Raw genomic sequence first — 15689 nt, forward strand, 5'->3', positions numbered from 1 at the left:
TTGAGACGCTCATCTCCGTCGACAGCATCGGGGCACGACGAGGAGAAAGCGACCCTATGCTTGTCGCCGGAATACCTGCGGCCGGTCGGGTGGCAGGAGAAAGCACCAGTCCGAGGATCTGCGAATGCGTCGGAAATCTGCTCTGGACAATGGCATCACTGACGTCACCACAGCAATTACCCGCAGTGGAACGTCAACCTCCCCCGCAGCGGACGCCGCGCGCCGATCCGCGGTCGCCGAGGAACAGGAGTTTCTCGACTCGGCCATGGCCAGGCGCGACGCTCTCGTCGACCACCTGCGGGCAGAGCTTTCCTCAGCTGCCCTGGACGTGTTGGAACGGGCGCGGCTGCGCATGCTCCGCCAGCAGTACGAGCAGCTGCGGCGGGCGCAGGAACGGTTGGTCTTCGGCCGCCTCGACGGTCTTGACGGCACCGTGCGACACGTGGGCCGGGTCGGCCTGCGCAACGACGACGAGGACGGTGAGCCGCTGCTGCTGGACTGGCGCGCTCCCGCGGCCCGGCCGTTCTACACCGCGACGGCTGTCGACCCGCAGGGGCAGGCACGGCGTCGGCACATCCGTACGGCGGGACCGGTGGTCGTCGGGGTGGACGACGAGCCGCTGGACGGGACCATGACAGCGGAACTCGTCGGTGAGGGCGCACTGCTGGCCGCCCTGGACCAGCGGCGCACCGGTCACATGTCGGCAGCGATCTCCACGCTGCAACGCGAACAGGACGACATCATCCGGGCGGAGGCGACGGGCCCGCTGATCGTGCAGGGCGGTCCCGGCACCGGCAAGACGGTGGTGGCCCTGCACCGCGTCGCCTATCTGCTGTTCGCCCACTCGACAATGGCCGACCAGGCGGTCCTGGTCCTCGGCCCCTCCCCGCGCTTCCTCCGGTACATCGCCCAGGTGCTGCCCGCGCTCGGTGAGACCGCCGTCGTCTCGGCGACCTGCGACACCCTGCTGCCCGACATCCGCGTGGGCCGCGACGAGAGCCGCACTCTCGCCGAGATCAAGGGCCGCGCCCTGTGGCAGGCCGCGCTCGAGAACTATGTCGGCTCGCTGTTCCCCCGGCCCCGTGAGTTGAAGCTGCGCTGGGAGGGCGAGTTCTACGTCATTCCCGCCGGGACGGTCGCCCAGATACTCGCCTCGGTGCGGGGGCGTCCCTATCACCGGGCCCGCGAGGCGTGCGCCGAGCAGCTGCACCACCTCCTGACCGAAGCCGTCGTCGACCGACGCGAGGCGCTGATGCACGCGATGGAGGAGGGTTTCGAGGACATCCTCGCCCGCGTCGACCGGAGCATGGAGCAGGACCACCGGCCCGGAGGTGGGCCGACCGGCAGTGACGTCGACGGGCTGCTCTCCGAGGAGGAGATCGACATTCTCCGGGGTCGGATCGGGGAGAACGCGACCATCGCCCGGTTCGTCGAGGCCTGGTGGCCCACCCTCGACGCCGAAGAGCTGGTGAGGAATCTCCTGACCGACCCCGCCCTGCTCGCCCGCTTCGTTCCCCGGTTGTCCGCAGCGGAGATCACCGCCGTATCGACCGAGCCCACCGCACCGTGGGCTTCGAGCGACATCCCCCTGCTCGACGCCGTCGCCGACCTGCTGGGCGAAACCGAGGCCCCGCCGCCGCCTGGCGATTTCGTCGCCGACCACGCCCGCCGGCAGCGCGGCTGGGTGTACGGCCACGTCGTCATCGACGAGGCGCAGGAGCTGTCCGAGATGCAGTGGCAGATGGTGCTACGGCGTTGTCCCAGCCGATCCGTCACGGCGGTGGGCGACATCGATCAGACGGAGGCGGCGCACCGGCACACCACCTGGGCACAGGCGGTAGGGGCAGCTTTCGGCGAGCGGTGGACCGCGGCGGAACTGACCATCTGTTACCGCACCCCGCGCGAGGTCATGGACCTCACCGGGCCCGTCCTGAAGCAGGCCGGTAGCCACAACTCCCCGCCCCGGGCGGTGCGTTCCTGCGGCATCGACCCCTGGATACGCACGGTCGCCCCGGCGGAGCTTGCCGCCACCGCTGCCCGGGCGGTGCGGCAGTTGCAGCAACGGTGGCACGGCGGCACGGTGGGCGTCATCGCCCCCGCCGACCGCATCGCCGAACTCCACGCCGTACTGGGTGACGTACCGGTGCTCACCGCGGTCCAGGCCAAGGGACTGGAATGGGATGCGGCGCTCCTCGTCGACCCCCAGGGCATCGCCGCCGGGCCGCGTGGATGGAACGGCCTCTACGTCGCGCTCACCCGATGCACCCAGGAACTCGGACAGCTGGTTCTCGCGTAGCGGGAGTCTGCGGGTGTGCCGCCGTCCCCCGGCGGCCGGTCACCGCCGACGCACCGTGGCCAGGGCACCGCCCCAGGCCGTCACCTCGTCGAGCATCCGGTGCAGGACGTCCACCTGGTTGCCGGTGGGCCGCACCTCGCCGTCGGCGTCGAACTCGGCGAAGCAGTGCAGGCCGACCTGGTCGCGGACGTCGGCGACGTGCACTTCGGCCAGCACCAGCCGCAGGTGCTCGACGGCCCGGACACCGCCGTTGAGGCCGTACCCGACGAAACCCGCCGACTTGTGGTGCCACTCGGTGTAGAGGTAGTCGATCGCGTTCTTCAGCACGCCGGGACAGGAGTGGTTGTACTCCGGCGTGACGAAGACGTACCCGTCGTAGGAAGCGACGGTCTCGGCCCAGCGGCGGGTGTGCGCGGCGGTGTAGTGCTCGGGGCCCATGGCGGCCGGGACCGGCTCGTCGAGGTGCGGCAGGTCGTGGTCGGCCAGGTCGACGACCTCGTAGACCGCGTCGCCCCGCTCGGCGGCCAGCCGGTGGACCCAGCGGGCCACCGCCGCGCCCCGTCGTCCCGGTCGGGTGCTGCCGATGATGATGGCGGTACGCATGAGATGACCTCCTGATCGGTAGGATGTGCCCGGTGGGGTTCCGGTCACCGGGCCTGTGCACGTCAGGCGCGTCGCTGCGCCCGGTGCAGCCGGGCGGCGAGGACGAGAGCGACCAGCGCCATGCCGGTCAGCCACCGGAAGGTGACCCGGAAGGCCGCGGCGACCTCGGCGTCGGAGCCGGCGTCGGCCAGCGCGCCGGCAAGCACCACCGCGCACAGCGCGCTGCCGAGCGCACCGCCGACCCGGGACAGGGTGTTCACCTGCGAACTGGCGTCCGATATCTGGTCGGGCCGCACCCGGGCCAGCGCGGCGGAGACGACGGGTGACCCGGCCAGCGCCAGACCGACACCCCGGACCACCTGGAGTGCCTCGACGAGCACCAGGTCGGGGTCGGCCGGCAGCAGCGTCATCGGAATCGTGCCGACCACGACGACCATCAGGCCGACCAGGGCCACGACGCCGCCACCGTGTTCGTCGGCCAACCGGCCGGCGAGGGGGAAGGTCACCGCGGCACCGAGGCTGAACGCCATCAGCAGCAGCCCGGTGTCGACGATGTCCCGGCCAGTCCCGAGTTGGAAGTAGAGCGGCATCACGATCAGCCCACCGAACAGGGCGGCACCGGAGAAGACGATGGTGCCCGCCGCGGCGGCGTAGACGGGGTCCCGGGCCAGGCGTAGGTCCATCAACGGCTCGTCGGCGCGCAGCGACCGGTGGACGAAGAGCGCCAACGCGACGAGCGCGGCCACCAGGGGCACCAGCACCGGCGGCGCGAGCAGTTCGCCGTGGTCCATCGCCCGGGTGACGGCGTAGGTGAGTAACGGCAGCCCGAGTGCGACCAGCAGCAGGGCCGGCAGGTCGAGCCGGCCGGCCCGGCCGGCCTCGCCGCGTGGGACCACCCGCAGGGCCAGCAGCAGTCCGACGATCCCGATCGGCACGTTGACCAGGAACATCCAGTGCCAGGAGAGGTTGTCGACGAGCAGGGCGCCGATGATCGGCCCGAAGGCCGGGGCCAGGATCGACGGGACGCTGGCGACGGCGATGACCCGACCCATCCGCTCCCGGCCGGCGGCCTGGCCGAGGATGGCCATTCCGGCGGGGATGAGCAGTCCGCCGGTGAGCCCCTGGAGCACCCGGGCGACGATGAGCGTGTCGGCGCTGCGGGCGAGTGCGCACGATGCGGAGGTGAGCGTGAACCCGGCCAGCGACCATAGCCAGAGCCGACCGGGCCCGATCCGCCGGCTGAGCCAGCCGCAGACCGGCAGTGTCGCGGCGAGTGCCAGCAGGTAGCCGCTGTTGATCCATTGCGCCTCGGTCAACGAGGCACCCAGGTCGCGCCCGATGACCTCGATGCCGACGTTGACCAGCGAGGTGTCGATGCCGGTGAGCACCGAGCCCAAGGCGAGGACGGCCGCGAGCCACCACACCGAGGCCGGCACGGCGGTGGTGGGGACACGTCCCGTCGTGGCGGCCGGGTCGGCGTTCCCGCCGGCTGCCGTCATCGCCACCCCCGACCCGAGAATTGTTGGACCTCCAACGATATCGGTAAAGTCGTTGGAGGTCCAACGTTTAGGTACACTGGGTGGGTGACAGAGCGCAGCGAACCGACACCGGGAGCGCCGCCGGCCCGGCTGCCGCGGCTGACCAGCTGGCTGCTCCACCACGCGGCCGCCCGCGCCAACCGGGTCGTCACCCGGCACCTGGACCGGCCCGCCGACCGGATGCGGTACGCCATCCTCGCCGCGCTCGACGAGTTCGGCGGCATCAGCCAGGCGGACCTGTGCCGCCGGCTCGGCATCGACCGGGGCGACGCCGTCGACACCCTCAACGCGATGGCGGCCGAGGGGCTGCTGCGCCGCGAGCCGGACCCGGCGGACCGCCGACGCAACGTCGTCCACATAACCGCCGCCGGAACCGCCCGGATGCGCGAGCTGGACGCCCTGGTCGACGCCGCCCAGGACGAACTGCTCAACGGATTCACCCCGGCCGAACGCGCCCGGCTGCGCCGCCTCCTGCACCGCCTGGTCGACCTGCCGCCGGGCTGACCGGAGGCGACCGACGGGCCGGCCCCGCCGAGCAGGCAGCCAAGGGCCGGCCCCGCCGAGCAGGCAGCCAAGGGCCGGCCCGGCCGTCGTCGACCGGGCCGGCCCCGAGCCGGGTCAGACCGTGACGACCCGGTTGTCCACGATGGAGGTGAACGTCGACTCGGGAGCGATCAGGCCCCACTTCACCATCCACCGGTAGGTGCGCTCGAACTCGGCCTCCGGGTACGGCTGCGGGTCGACGTAGCGCAACCGGCCCAGCCGGAAGTCCGCCGGCTCCAGCTTCACCAGGTCCTCGGGCACCTCGGCGACGAAGTGGTGCAGGTACGGCCGGATGTCCTCGTTGATCTTCGCAACGGCCCGGCGGACGGCCCGGTCGACGGCGGCGAAGGTCGCCGGGTCGACGTCGGCGCTGGCGATCTCCGAGCCGACGTAGAACGCCTCGGTGATCAGCACGTAGCCGAGCTTCTCGGCGGCGGTGGTCCACGGCTCCATCAGCGCCACCGCGTCGATCTCGCCGTCGCGCAGCTTGCGGAACCGTTCGGCCGGTCCGCCGGCGTGCACCACCTTGATCTCGTCGGGGTCCAGGAAGCCCTCCAGGGACTGGATGGCCAGGTAGTGCGAGCCGTGGTGGAAGTTGACGCCGACGGTCCTGCCGGCCAGGCCCTGCGGGTGCTTGATGCCGGAGTCGGGCCGTACGAAGATCGCCTGGCTGGCCACCGAGGCCCGCTTGGCGATGATCTGGCCGCCGCGCCCGCTGTCGTGGGAGCGGCGGATCTGCCCCCACTCGCAGGCCCGGTAGAGGGAGACGTCGCCGCTCTCGAACGGCTTGGAGATGCCACCGAACGAGCTGACCAGCTCGTGTTCCTCGATCGGCTTGAGCACCGCGTCGTACGAGCCGGGGGCGACCAGTTCCAGGTCGATGCCCTCCTCGGCGAAGTAGCCGTGCTCCAGGCCGACGAGGTACGGCAGGGTGAAGATGGCGCCGCTGCGGACGCTTTTGACCTTCGTGAGTGCCACCGTGGTGGTCCTTTCTGTGCTGTTGTCGTGCTGTGGTTATCGGGCGGGTGTGGCGGTCGGTGCTGCCGTCGAGGTGTCCCCGGTCCCCACCACCTCCCCTCCCGGGGTCGGGTCGGACGGGGGTCGGAACAGCCGCCACGTCGCGTACGCGCAGGACGCGGCGGTGACCGCGACGAGTCCGTACGCGACGCGCAGGGCGGTGGTGAAGTCGTCGGGCGCCTCGGCGGCGACCCGGGCGGCGTCGTCGGTGGGCTGGCCGGTCAGGGCCAGCACCGACACCACCACCGCCCCGAGGACGGCGACGCCGAGGTTGGTGCCGATCTGGCGGGAGGCGCTGGTGATGGCGCTGGCCACCCCGGCCCGGTCGCGGGGCAGGCTGTTCACGGCGGTGTTGGTGGCCGGCGGGTTGACCAGGCCCATGCCGGCGCCGAGCAGGAGGTAGCCGACGAGCAGCGGGGCCAGGCCGGCGTCGGTGGTGACGGTCAGGGCGAGCAGGGTCATCGACGCCACGAACGACAGGTGCCCGACGGTGGCGGGCAGCCGGCCGCCGTGCCGGCCGACGATCCGGCCGGAGACGTTGGCGAGCACCAGCGTGCCGAGGGTGGTGGGCAGGGTGAGCAGTCCGGTGGCCAGCGGGCTGAACCCGCGGACCTGTTGCAGGTAGAAGGTGTTGACGAAGTTGAAACCGCCAAGCGTCAGGTAGGCCACGACCGCGGTGAGCACCGCGCCGCGCAGTGCGGGGACCGTCAGGTGGCGCGGGTCGAGCACCGGGTCGGGGCGGCGGCGGGCCGCCGGCAGGTAGCCGACGGCGGCGGCGACCGCCACGGCCAGCGCGACCAGGACCGGGCCGGTCAGCCAGCCCCGGCTGGGGCCGTCGATCAGCGCGAACGTGAAGCCCACCAGGACCAGGGCGGCCAGGGTGTTGCCCAGCGCGTCGAGGCGGCGGGGTGGGCCGTCGACGAGACCCGGTGGCAGCAGCCGGGTGCCCAGGTACAGCAGCGCCGCGCCCCCGACGCTCACGGCGAACAGGCTGCGCCAGCCGGCGGCCTGCACCAGCACCCCGCCGACCAGGGGCCCGCAGGCGGCCGACACTCCGGCCGTCGCGCTCCAGGTGCCCAGCGCCCGGCCGCGTCGTACCGCGTCGGGGAACAGGTTGGCGATGAGGGCGAGGGCGGGCGGGGCCATCAACGCTCCCCCGACGCCCTGCACGCCCCGGGCGGCGATCAGGGCGGGCGCGTGCGGGGCCGCCCCGCACAGCACCGATCCCGCCGCGAACACCAGCAGCCCGACCCGGAACGTCCGCCGCCGCCCGTACCGGTCGGCGACCGCCCCGCAGAGCAGGGTGAGGCTGGCCCGCACCAGCGCGTTGCTGGTCGCCACCCACTGCAACTCGGTCGTGCCCAGTCGCAGTTCGCGGTGCACCGACGGCAGGGCCAGGTTCAACGCCGCGCCGTCGAGGACGCCGAGGAACAGCGTCCCGCAGCACACCAGCAGGGCGGCGCGGCTGCGCCGGGGCAGGGACATCGCCGGCTCAGAGCTTCTCGTACACCGGCTTGGCGGCCCGCTTCTTCAGCACGCCGACCTCGACGGCCAGGTCGATCTGCTTCTCCAGGTTGGCGAAGACGGTGTCGTCCCACACGTCGGCGTAGACCGGGACGAGCCGTTCCGGCAGCAGTTCGATGGCCTTCTTCTCGGTGGCGGGGACGCCGTAGTCGGCGTGGTACCTCCCGATCAGGGTCGGGTCCTTCTTGACCAGTCGCCAGGCCTCCAGGGTGAAGTCGACGTACGCCCTGGCGGTCTCCCGGTTGGCGGCCAGCCAGTCGCGGCGCACGGCGGTGCCGTTGAGGAACAGCGGGCTGCTGTCGCCGGTGCCGGTGCGCCACAGTTCGTCGACGGAGGCGAGTTGCCGGTTGCCGGAGCCGACCAGGCGGGTGGCGTTGGGTTCGATGGCGATGATCGCGTCGAGGTCGCCGCGTTCGTACAGGGCGAGGTTGGCGATGGGCTGCCCGGTGAACAGCTTGAACTCGCGGTCGAAGCGGATGCCGTTGACGGCTGCGGCCAGCGCCGCCGCCCGGTAGGTGTCGCTGCTGGGCGGCTGCACGCCGACCTTCCTGCCCTTGAGGTCGGCGATGCTCTGGTAGGGGCTGTCGGCGGGGACGATCCAGCGGCCGTGGTTCCACAGCGACGGCCCGACGATGACCACGTCGTGGCCGCTGGTGTTCACCTCGGTCGCGCCCAGCGGGCCGAAGGCGTAGATGTCGAGCACGCCGGTGAGCAGCTGTTCCTGTCCCGCGCCGGGGCCGCCGCCGGCCTTGCGGTCGAGGTGGAGCCCGTGCTTGGCCTCCAGGCCGAACTGCTCGGCCACCGAATCGCGGATCGCCCCCGCCGTGCCGGGGCTGCGGGGCTGCACCTTGGCGCTGCGGGTGCCGGCGGCGGCCGGCTCGTCGACGCCGCAGGCGCTGAGCAGGGTGGCCGCGCCGGCACTGCCGGCGACAAGCCCGGCGGCGCGCAGCAGGGAGCGTCGGGTGAGGGGTGTCGTGGACACGGGGGTTCCTTCCGGGTGGTTCAGGGGTGGGTGCCCGGCGCGCGGGTGATGGCGGCGGGCCGGTGGCCGCGCCGAGGGGTGGGGCGGGTTCAGGTGAGGGCGGCGACGATGCGGCGGTGCACGTCGAACAGGTCGGGGTCCTCGGGGCTGCGGGGGCGGGGGCGGTCGATGCGGTACTCCCCGACCACCTCGGCGGGGCGTCCGCCGAGCACCACCACCCGGTCGGCGAGGAACGCCGCCTCCAGCGCGTTGTGGGTGACCAGCAGGCCGGTGCGCGGGGTGCGCAGCCAGAGCTGTTGCAGCAGCAGCCGCAGGCGGCGGGCGGTCAGCTCGTCCAGCGCGCTGAACGGCTCGTCGAGCAGCAGCACCTCGGGTCGGACGACGAACGCGCGGGCCACGGCCACGCGTTGGCGTTGCCCGCCGGAGAGCACCGACGGGTACGACCGGGCGTAGTCGGTCAGGCCGACGGCGTCGAGGATCGGGGCGACCTCGACGGGGTCGACGCCGGCCGCCGTGGCGGCGAGCCGCACGTTGGTCTCGACGGAGGTCCAGTCCAGCAGCCGGGGCTGCTGGAACACCATGCCGAGGCGGGGTCGTGCGCCGCCGGTGGAGACGGTGCCCGCGTCGGGGCGTTCCAGGCCGGCGATCAGGTGCATCAGGGTGGTCTTGCCGGTGCCGGAGCCGCCGACCACGGCGACCAGTTCGTCGGGGGCGAGGGTGAGGGAGAAGTCGCGGAAGATCTGCTGCCGTTCGCCGGTGCGCCGGCTGGTGAACGCCTTGTCGACGCCGTCGAGGCTGATCCGGACGCTCATCGCAGGGCCACCCGCCGCCAGCGCACCGCCCGGCGTTCCAGGGTCTGCAGCAGCCCGTACTCGATGGCGGCCATGACCAGGGCGAAGGCGACGGTCCAGGCGAGCACCCCGGCCACGTTGTGCTGGGAGAACTCCAGGTTGAGCTGGTAGCCGACGCCGTCGGCGAGGCCGAAGATCTCCACCAGCACGATGACCTTCCAGGCCATCGCGATGCCCAGCCGCGCCCCGGTGAACAGGTCGGGGACGATGGCGGGCAGCCACACGTAGCGCAGTCGGGTCAGCGCGTCGAACCGGTAGACGTGGGCCATCTCGCTCAGCGCCGGGTCGACCGAGCGGACGCCCTGGGCGACGTTGATGGTCAGCGCGGGCGCTGCCGCGAGCGCGACGGTGAGGACGGGGTTGAGCAGGCTCACCCCGAACCAGATGACGCACAGCAGGGCCTTGACCAGTCCGGGGGTGGCCAGTCCGATGAGGACGGCGGGTTCCAGGAAGCGGCGCAGCCACGCGCTGCGGCCCATCGCGATGCCGGCGGCGACGGAGACGACGAACGCCGCCGCGAAGCCGAGCACGACGCGGGTGAGGGTGACCCGGACGTTCTCCGCGAGCGCGCCGCTGGTGGTGATGTCGGCCAGGTTGCGGGCGATCTCCCCGAGGCCGGGGATCAGGGCACTGCCGGAGGTGCGTGCCATGAGCTGCCAGCCGGCCGCGAGCAGGCCGACGAGCAGCAGCGCGGGCAGGGGCCGGGTGAGGCGCGCGGCGACGCCGGTGACGGGTGGGCGGTCCGGCGGTGCGGGCGACCGCCCGCCGCCGAGCACGACCTCCTCGACGCCGACGGGGTGCGTGACGGTCATCGACATCCCATCCTTCGGTACGCGGGCCGCGTCGTCCTCGACGCCGGCAGACGAATGACCAGCACGTCAACGCCAGCCTCTCGATTTCCTATCCTGCCGATAGGATTAGTAGGCTTGCAATGTCGTCCCACCTGACGGGAGGGACCTTGTGGAGTAGTCGACCGGGCGCAACGGGTAACCGTCGCCTGACGGAGGCGTCCCGGGTCGGGCTTGCGGCCGGGCCGTCCGTCGGGGCGACCGGGCCGGACGGGAGACCGGGTGGACGACGGGACCCGCGTGCACACGGACGGCCGGTGTGACCGCGACCCCGAGGGGAGGCGGCCACACCGGCCGGTGGAATGGTCGGGTCAGGAGACGGCGCAGCTGACCCCGTTGAGGGTGAAGGAGGCGGGCCGGCCGGTGTTGCCGGTGTGGGTGGCCTGGAAGCCGATGTCGGTGGACTCCCCGGCCGCCAGCGTCGCGTTGTACGAGACGTTGCGGGCGGAGACCTGACCGCTGGAGCCGGTGTAGGTGGCGTTCCAGCCGTTGGTGAGCGTCTGCCCGGCGGGCAGGGTGAACGCCAGGGTCCACCCGTCGATCGCCGACGTGCCACGGTTGGTGATGCGGATGCTGGCGGTGAACCCGTCGTTCCAGGAGTTCATCGTGTAGCCCACCGCGCAGTCACCGGACTGGCCCGGCGGCGGCGTGGTAGTCGGGGGCGGAGTGGTGGGGGGCGGAGTGGTGGGCGGCGGCGTCGTCGGGGGCGGGGTGGTGGGGGGCGGCGTCGTGGGGGGCGGGGTGGTCGGCGGCGTCGTGGTGAAGGTGATGTTCGAGACGTACGAGTTGATGTTCCAGCTCGCGTCCGCATCGGTCTGGCTGGTGACCGGCCGCCCCTGGACGGTGAAGTTGGTGAAGTGAACACCGCTGATGTTGACCGTCGAGGACCGCCCGTGCAGGTTGACGACCTTCTTCACGTCCGACGAGACGTTGGTGAAGTAGGCGTTGCGGATCGTCGAGGTGTTCTTCACCGTCCGCCAGGACGGCGGACGGTCCTCCTGGAGGTCGATCAGGCTGTCGGTCTGTTCGACCCGGACGTCCTCCCACCGGGTGTTGGACACGACGGCGGTGTCGACCGCGTCGATCACCATCGAGCGTCCCGCCTTCACCACGTCGATGTCGCGGAAGACGATCCCGTCCATCGACGTTCCCTCGGTCTTGGTGCCGATCTTCGCGCAGGCGGAGTTGCTGTAGCAGACGACGTGCTCGTGGACGACGTTCCTGGTGTTGACGATGCCGCTGGCGAACTCGTTCTTGGTCGCCATGTTGTCGTCGCCCGTGTAGAGGAACGCGTTGGACAGCAGGCTGTTGGTCGACTCGTCGAAGTCCACGCCGTCGGTGTTGTTGTACCCCGAGTTCGGCCGGCAGTTGATCAGCTTGTAGTTCCTGATGGTGACCCGGTCGCTGCGGTAGACGAGGGTGTTCCAGTAGCTGGAGTCGCGGACGGTGACGCCGTCGACCAGGATGTCGGAGCTTTCCTCGATCTTCAGCACGGCCAGGTTGATGCCCTGGGCCCGCAGGTACTTGCCGTTGCCGTCGATGACCCCACGGCCCAGCAGCTTGGCGTTGCGCACCTGGTACATCCGCAGCGAGGCGTGCTGCATGCCCTCGATGTTCACCCCGCCGCTGCCGGTGTTGAAGTCCGCCTTCTGGTTCGAGCCGTAGAGGACCGCTCCGGCGGCCAGGTAGAGGGTCATGTTGCTCTTCATCCACAGCTCACCGACCTGGTACCGGCCCGGCGGCACGTACAGGATGTTCCGGGTCGCCCCGGACGCGGCGTTGATCGCGCTCTGGATCTTGGAGGTGACCAGCGTCCCCCCGGTGTTGTCGACGCCGTAGTCGGCCAGGCTCTTGACGTCGGCGTCGCCCACCTGTGGCGCGTCCGCCTCGGGCGCGTCGATCAGGACGAACAGCAGTTCCTTGGCGTCGAACTGGACGATCAGGTAGTTGGGACCGCTGGTGAAGCTGATCGTGTTGCCGGTGCGGGCGACGGCGAGTTTCCGGCTCTTGGGACTGACGGTGTACGAGCTGAAGCCCTCCGCGACGGTGACCGAGAACTGGGCGGTTCCCGCCGCCGCCATCGAGCAGTGCGCGTAGTGCACCTGCATCTCCGGGGCGTACTTGGTCATCTTCTCGACGAACAGCGGGGTGGCGTCCGCCGTGACGGTGTAGAGCGTGCTCTTCGTCGCGCCACGCAGGGCGGGATCGGCGACGCAGCCGCCGGCGGCCGCACCTGACGAGTCGTTCGCGGCTGCCGCGGTCGCACCGTGGACCGGTGCCACCACCGCGCCCGTCGCGACACCGCCGACGGCGAGGAGAGCGATCGTTGCCCAGATCGCGAGGCGTCTGTTCTTCATGGGGACCCTTCTCGGGGGATGGATTGGGTACGCCCGGACGACCGCCCGCCACAGGCGGGTCGGCACCGGCGCGACCGCTGGCCGTGGCGCGGGACCGCACTGGTCCCGACGGGCCCTTCCATGTCGCTCGCCGCGCTGCCCGGTTTTCTCGCAACGGGGACACGGAACCGGCAAATGGGCCCCGCCAAGAAACATTTCCACAGCGGACACTACGCTTGACATGGATGTTCGTCAATGACGAGCGGGCTGGCGCATAGAAAGTATCGGACTCGAAGCCAGAAACTTTCCATCGCCCGAGCTGATGACGGTGCCGGATCGGTCCCGCGAGGTGAACCACAGCGGACCGCACCCACCTGCCCCTCTCGCGCCGACCGGCGGTCCGGGCGTCGGACCCGATACGCTCGCCCCGACGGCCGGCGTCCGCCCGGGGCGGCTTGCGCCGGTCGGACCCGCGCGCCGGCAGGAAGGGGACCGGGCATGTCGAGGCGGTCGGCAGCCGACCCACCGCGACCGGTGACCATCTCGCACATCGCCAGGACGGCCGGCGTGTCCGTGCCGACCGTGTCGAAGGTGATCAACGGCCGGGCCGGGGTGGCACCCGGGACCCGGGCCCGGGTCGAGTCGCTGATCAGCGAGTACGGCTACCGCAAGTCCGCTCCGCCGGCCGGCGGCACCACCATCGAGCTGGTCCTCGGGCAGGGCGGGGAGCTGCCGGGCATCGAGATCATCCAGGGCGTCCAGCAGGTAGCCCGCCGGCACCAGCTCGGTGTGGTGCTGTCCGGGTCGGGTCCCGGCGGCGACCCGGGACGGTACTGGCTCGACCACGCGGTGTCGCGACGTTCCCTCGGCGTGGTGGCCGTCGCGCAGCTCGACGCCGACGCGCAGGACCAGCTCCGTCGGCACGCGATCCCCTTCGTGGTCGTCGACCCCACCCACGAGCTGCCCGAGGACGTGCCGTTCGTCGGGGCGACGAACTGGTCGGCCGGCCGGGCGGCCACCCGGCACCTGCTCGGCCTGGGGCACCGCCGCATCGCGGCGGTCACCGGGCCCGACCACGTGCTGTCCTACCGGGCGCGCTTCGACGGCCACCGGTCCGCGCTGGAGGAGGCCGGTCTCACCGGGGAGCCGGCGCCCGTGATCCGGGGGGACCTGACCCGGGAGGGCGGCCGGTCGGCCGCCCGCGACCTGCTGGCCCGTCCGGACCGGCCGACCGCAGTCGTGACCGGCAACGACCTGCAGGCGGTGGGGGTCTACCAGGCTGCGCGGGCAGCCGGCCTGCGCATCCCGGAGGATCTCAGCGTCATCGGCTTCGACGACCTGCCCGTCGCCGCCCAGTTGGACCCGCCGCTGACCACGGTCCACCGGCCGCTGGGCCAGATGGCGGTCACCGCCACCGAGATGGTGCTCGCGCTGGGCCGGGGCGAGCGGCCCGCGCAGACCGGGATCGAGCTGGCCACGACGCTCGCGGTACGGCACAGCACCGCTCCGCCCACCGCCTGACGGCCGAGGTCGAACGCCGCGACCCCGGACGGCCGGCCCCGACCATCCCGGCTCCGGCCGCCTTCCCTGCTGCCGCCTGGTCATCAGCCGCCCAGGACCCGCTCCGAGCGGGTCCTGGCCGACAGGGACGTACCCGTCGAACCGGTCGGTCACCAGCCGTCGACCTCCCAGGACGATCCTGGGTGGACGTGCCTTCAGCCTGCCAGTGAGCCACGATCCGAGCCGAACAGATGACCGGGCATCCACCTTTCGGCCATGATGTGGGCGTTCACCCGGATCCGGGCCATCGATCAATACGCCCATCGATGCAGTGACGGCTCCGCTACCCTCGGGAGTTGCCCATGCTGCGTCCGGTCATCCATCGTCTCGCCACCGCTGCCGCCGTCGTCGGCCTCGCCGTCGCCTCGCTCGCCGGCGCGCCGGCAGCCGCCAAGCCTCTCGCCACCTCTACCGGCCTGTGCGGACCGGCGCAGGTGCCGGGCGTCCTGGAGATGTCCGAGCAGGACGCCCTGGATCGGCTCCACCGGTTCGGGTTCAACGATGTTGAGGTTCACGTACAGAAGGGCGGTCGGTCGGCGGACCCGTATCCGCTGGTGGTCCGGGCGCAGGTCCCCGCCGGCGGCGTCTACTTCGATCGCTGCCAACAGGTGCTCATCATCCTCGGCGAGTGACGTCCCTGATCGGTGGACCGTGCGGCACGGTCCACCGATCAGCCGGAGGCATGCGGACGGCCCCGTCCGCCCGCAGCAGCCCGCACCTCCGCACGGTCAGAAGCGTTCGATGAGGCGCTAACCTGGATGCCGGCGCGGTCGAGGGAGCAGGCGCATGTGCTGCCCCGTCCAAGACGGGGGACGGTCCGGGGCTGCCTGGTTCGACGGCCCCGGACCACGGGCGGGGTCAACGGGAGTGGGCCACGGCGACGTCGAGGATCCAGGTGACGCCGAACCGGTCGGTCAGCATCCCGAAGCCCGGGGACCACGGGGAGGGGCCGAACCGCTCGATGATGGCGGCGCCGTCGGCGAGCCCGTCCCACAGTGCGCCGACCTCGTCGGCGGTTTCGCCGCGGACGGAAACGAAGAACCGCTCACCGGTCAGGGTCATGCCGTGCTCGCGGGTGGTGGTGGCCGGTACCACGGCGGGCCCTGGGCCGGGGACGTCGTAGGCCATGATCGTGAAGCCGTTGTCGGCGGCGACCTGGCCGAAGACGACCCGGTCGGCGTCGGGCAGGTCGCCGGGCATGCCGAAGTCGCGGTAGGCGACGACGGTGAGGTGACCGCCGAAGACGGACCGGTAGAACTCCAGCGCCGCGCGGGCGTCGCCGCGGAAGTTCAGGTGCGTGGTCGTGGTGATGGCCATGAGGGCTCCTTGGGGTTGTTCCCGATGGGGTTGGCTCGAGCACAAGAGTCGCAGCGGTAGGTGACAGGGTGTGGCACCTACTGCGGACCAGGATCATGCCGGATATCCCCGCGCGCCCGCCGGCCCCGGCGCCGGTCCACCCCGCCCGGGCGGTGACCCCCGTTCGACATCGGCTATTGACGTCGCCGTAACAGGGGGCTTAGCGTCTGTCGAACCGCTTCGTCGAACCGCTTCGACGATCACTCACGTGCGGTTCCCCCGCCTGGCCGCAGGA

General features: G+C 71.7%; 13 protein-coding genes. 4 read left to right on the forward strand and 9 right to left on the reverse strand.

Features of this window, described 5'->3' with window-relative positions; all coding sequences use genetic code 11:
- Positions 1-265 precede the first annotated feature (265 nt).
- Positions 266-2296: a HelD family protein gene (locus ACN268_RS09845; RefSeq protein WP_421482863.1), complete on the forward strand. Its 2031-nt coding sequence runs from the start codon at positions 266-268 to the stop codon at positions 2294-2296.
- A 39-nt stretch (positions 2297-2335) separates the two neighbouring features.
- Here the strand turns inward: ACN268_RS09845 and ACN268_RS09850 are convergent, their stop codons facing one another.
- Positions 2336-2899, reverse strand: coding sequence for an NADPH-dependent FMN reductase (locus ACN268_RS09850; RefSeq protein WP_357933201.1), 564 nt, complete (start codon positions 2897-2899; stop codon positions 2336-2338).
- Between the two features lie 62 nt (positions 2900-2961).
- Positions 2962-4398, reverse strand: coding sequence for a DHA2 family efflux MFS transporter permease subunit (locus ACN268_RS09855; RefSeq protein ID WP_421482864.1), 1437 nt, complete (start codon positions 4396-4398; stop codon positions 2962-2964).
- An 84-nt stretch (positions 4399-4482) separates the two neighbouring features.
- Between ACN268_RS09855 and ACN268_RS09860 the strand changes: the two genes are divergently transcribed.
- Positions 4483-4941, forward strand: a complete 459-nt coding sequence (locus ACN268_RS09860) for a MarR family winged helix-turn-helix transcriptional regulator (protein WP_421482865.1) — start codon at positions 4483-4485, stop codon at positions 4939-4941.
- A gap of 114 nt (positions 4942-5055) precedes the next feature.
- On the opposite strand, the gene ACN268_RS09865 is transcribed toward ACN268_RS09860, so the two are convergent.
- From ACN268_RS09865 to ACN268_RS09890, 6 genes are all read right to left on the reverse strand, one after another.
- A complete protein-coding gene (locus ACN268_RS09865; protein WP_421482866.1) occupies positions 5056-5958 on the reverse strand; it encodes an ABC transporter substrate-binding protein in 903 nt (300 codons plus the stop codon).
- A 36-nt stretch (positions 5959-5994) separates the two neighbouring features.
- Positions 5995-7482, reverse strand: coding sequence for an MFS transporter (locus tag ACN268_RS09870; protein ID WP_421482867.1), 1488 nt, complete (start codon positions 7480-7482; stop codon positions 5995-5997).
- Between the two features lie 7 nt (positions 7483-7489).
- Positions 7490-8503: an ABC transporter substrate-binding protein gene (locus tag ACN268_RS09875; RefSeq protein WP_421482868.1), complete on the reverse strand. Its 1014-nt coding sequence runs from the start codon at positions 8501-8503 to the stop codon at positions 7490-7492.
- 89 nt (positions 8504-8592) lie between these two features.
- Positions 8593-9315, reverse strand: a complete 723-nt coding sequence (locus ACN268_RS09880; RefSeq protein WP_421482869.1) for an ABC transporter ATP-binding protein — start codon at positions 9313-9315, stop codon at positions 8593-8595.
- Entirely contained in the window at positions 9312-10166 is an 855-nt protein-coding gene (locus tag ACN268_RS09885; protein WP_421482870.1) for an ABC transporter permease, read from the reverse strand. Before ACN268_RS09885 ends, ACN268_RS09880 begins: the two co-directional genes overlap by 4 nt.
- A 347-nt stretch (positions 10167-10513) precedes the next feature.
- Entirely contained in the window at positions 10514-12559 is a 2046-nt protein-coding gene (locus tag ACN268_RS09890) for a cellulose binding domain-containing protein (protein ID WP_421482871.1), read from the reverse strand.
- A 477-nt stretch (positions 12560-13036) separates the two neighbouring features.
- Here ACN268_RS09890 and ACN268_RS09895 point away from each other — a divergent pair, with 477 nt between their 5' ends.
- Together ACN268_RS09895 and ACN268_RS09900 are read left to right on the forward strand one after the other, a co-directional pair.
- Positions 13037-14059 carry a LacI family DNA-binding transcriptional regulator gene (locus ACN268_RS09895; protein WP_421482872.1) on the forward strand — a complete coding sequence of 341 codons (1023 nt, stop codon included), beginning with the start codon at positions 13037-13039 and terminating at the stop codon, positions 14057-14059.
- Positions 14060-14394: 335 nt separating this feature from the next.
- On the forward strand, positions 14395-14730 hold the full coding sequence (locus ACN268_RS09900; protein WP_421482873.1) for a hypothetical protein: 336 nt from the start codon (positions 14395-14397) through the stop codon (positions 14728-14730).
- A 226-nt stretch (positions 14731-14956) separates the two neighbouring features.
- Here the strand turns inward: ACN268_RS09900 and ACN268_RS09905 are convergent, their stop codons facing one another.
- Positions 14957-15415: a VOC family protein gene (locus ACN268_RS09905; protein WP_421482874.1), complete on the reverse strand. Its 459-nt coding sequence runs from the start codon at positions 15413-15415 to the stop codon at positions 14957-14959.
- Positions 15416-15689: the final 274 nt, after the last annotated feature.

It is taken from the genome of Micromonospora sp. WMMD735 (assembly GCF_049178995.1).
GTDB classification, from domain to species: Bacteria; Actinomycetota; Actinomycetes; order Mycobacteriales; family Micromonosporaceae; genus Micromonospora; species Micromonospora wenchangensis.

What these genes read in the sequence shown, in the direction of transcription:
- ACN268_RS09845 (WP_421482863.1), top strand. Translation starts at nt 266, where the DNA reads ATGGCCAGGCGCGACGCTCTCGTCGACCACCTGCGGGCAGAGCTTTCC.
- ACN268_RS09850 (WP_357933201.1), bottom strand. Translation starts at nt 2,899, where the DNA reads ATGCGTACCGCCATCATCATCGGCAGCACCCGACCGGGACGACGGGGC.
- ACN268_RS09855 (WP_421482864.1), bottom strand. Translation starts at nt 4,398, where the DNA reads ATGACGGCAGCCGGCGGGAACGCCGACCCGGCCGCCACGACGGGACGT.
- ACN268_RS09870 (WP_421482867.1), bottom strand. Translation starts at nt 7,482, where the DNA reads ATGTCCCTGCCCCGGCGCAGCCGCGCCGCCCTGCTGGTGTGCTGCGGG.
- ACN268_RS09880 (WP_421482869.1), bottom strand. Translation starts at nt 9,315, where the DNA reads ATGAGCGTCCGGATCAGCCTCGACGGCGTCGACAAGGCGTTCACCAGC.
- ACN268_RS09885 (WP_421482870.1), bottom strand. Translation starts at nt 10,166, where the DNA reads ATGACCGTCACGCACCCCGTCGGCGTCGAGGAGGTCGTGCTCGGCGGC.
- ACN268_RS09890 (WP_421482871.1), bottom strand. Translation starts at nt 12,559, where the DNA reads ATGAAGAACAGACGCCTCGCGATCTGGGCAACGATCGCTCTCCTCGCC.
- ACN268_RS09895 (WP_421482872.1), top strand. Translation starts at nt 13,037, where the DNA reads ATGTCGAGGCGGTCGGCAGCCGACCCACCGCGACCGGTGACCATCTCG.
- ACN268_RS09905 (WP_421482874.1), bottom strand. Translation starts at nt 15,415, where the DNA reads ATGGCCATCACCACGACCACGCACCTGAACTTCCGCGGCGACGCCCGC.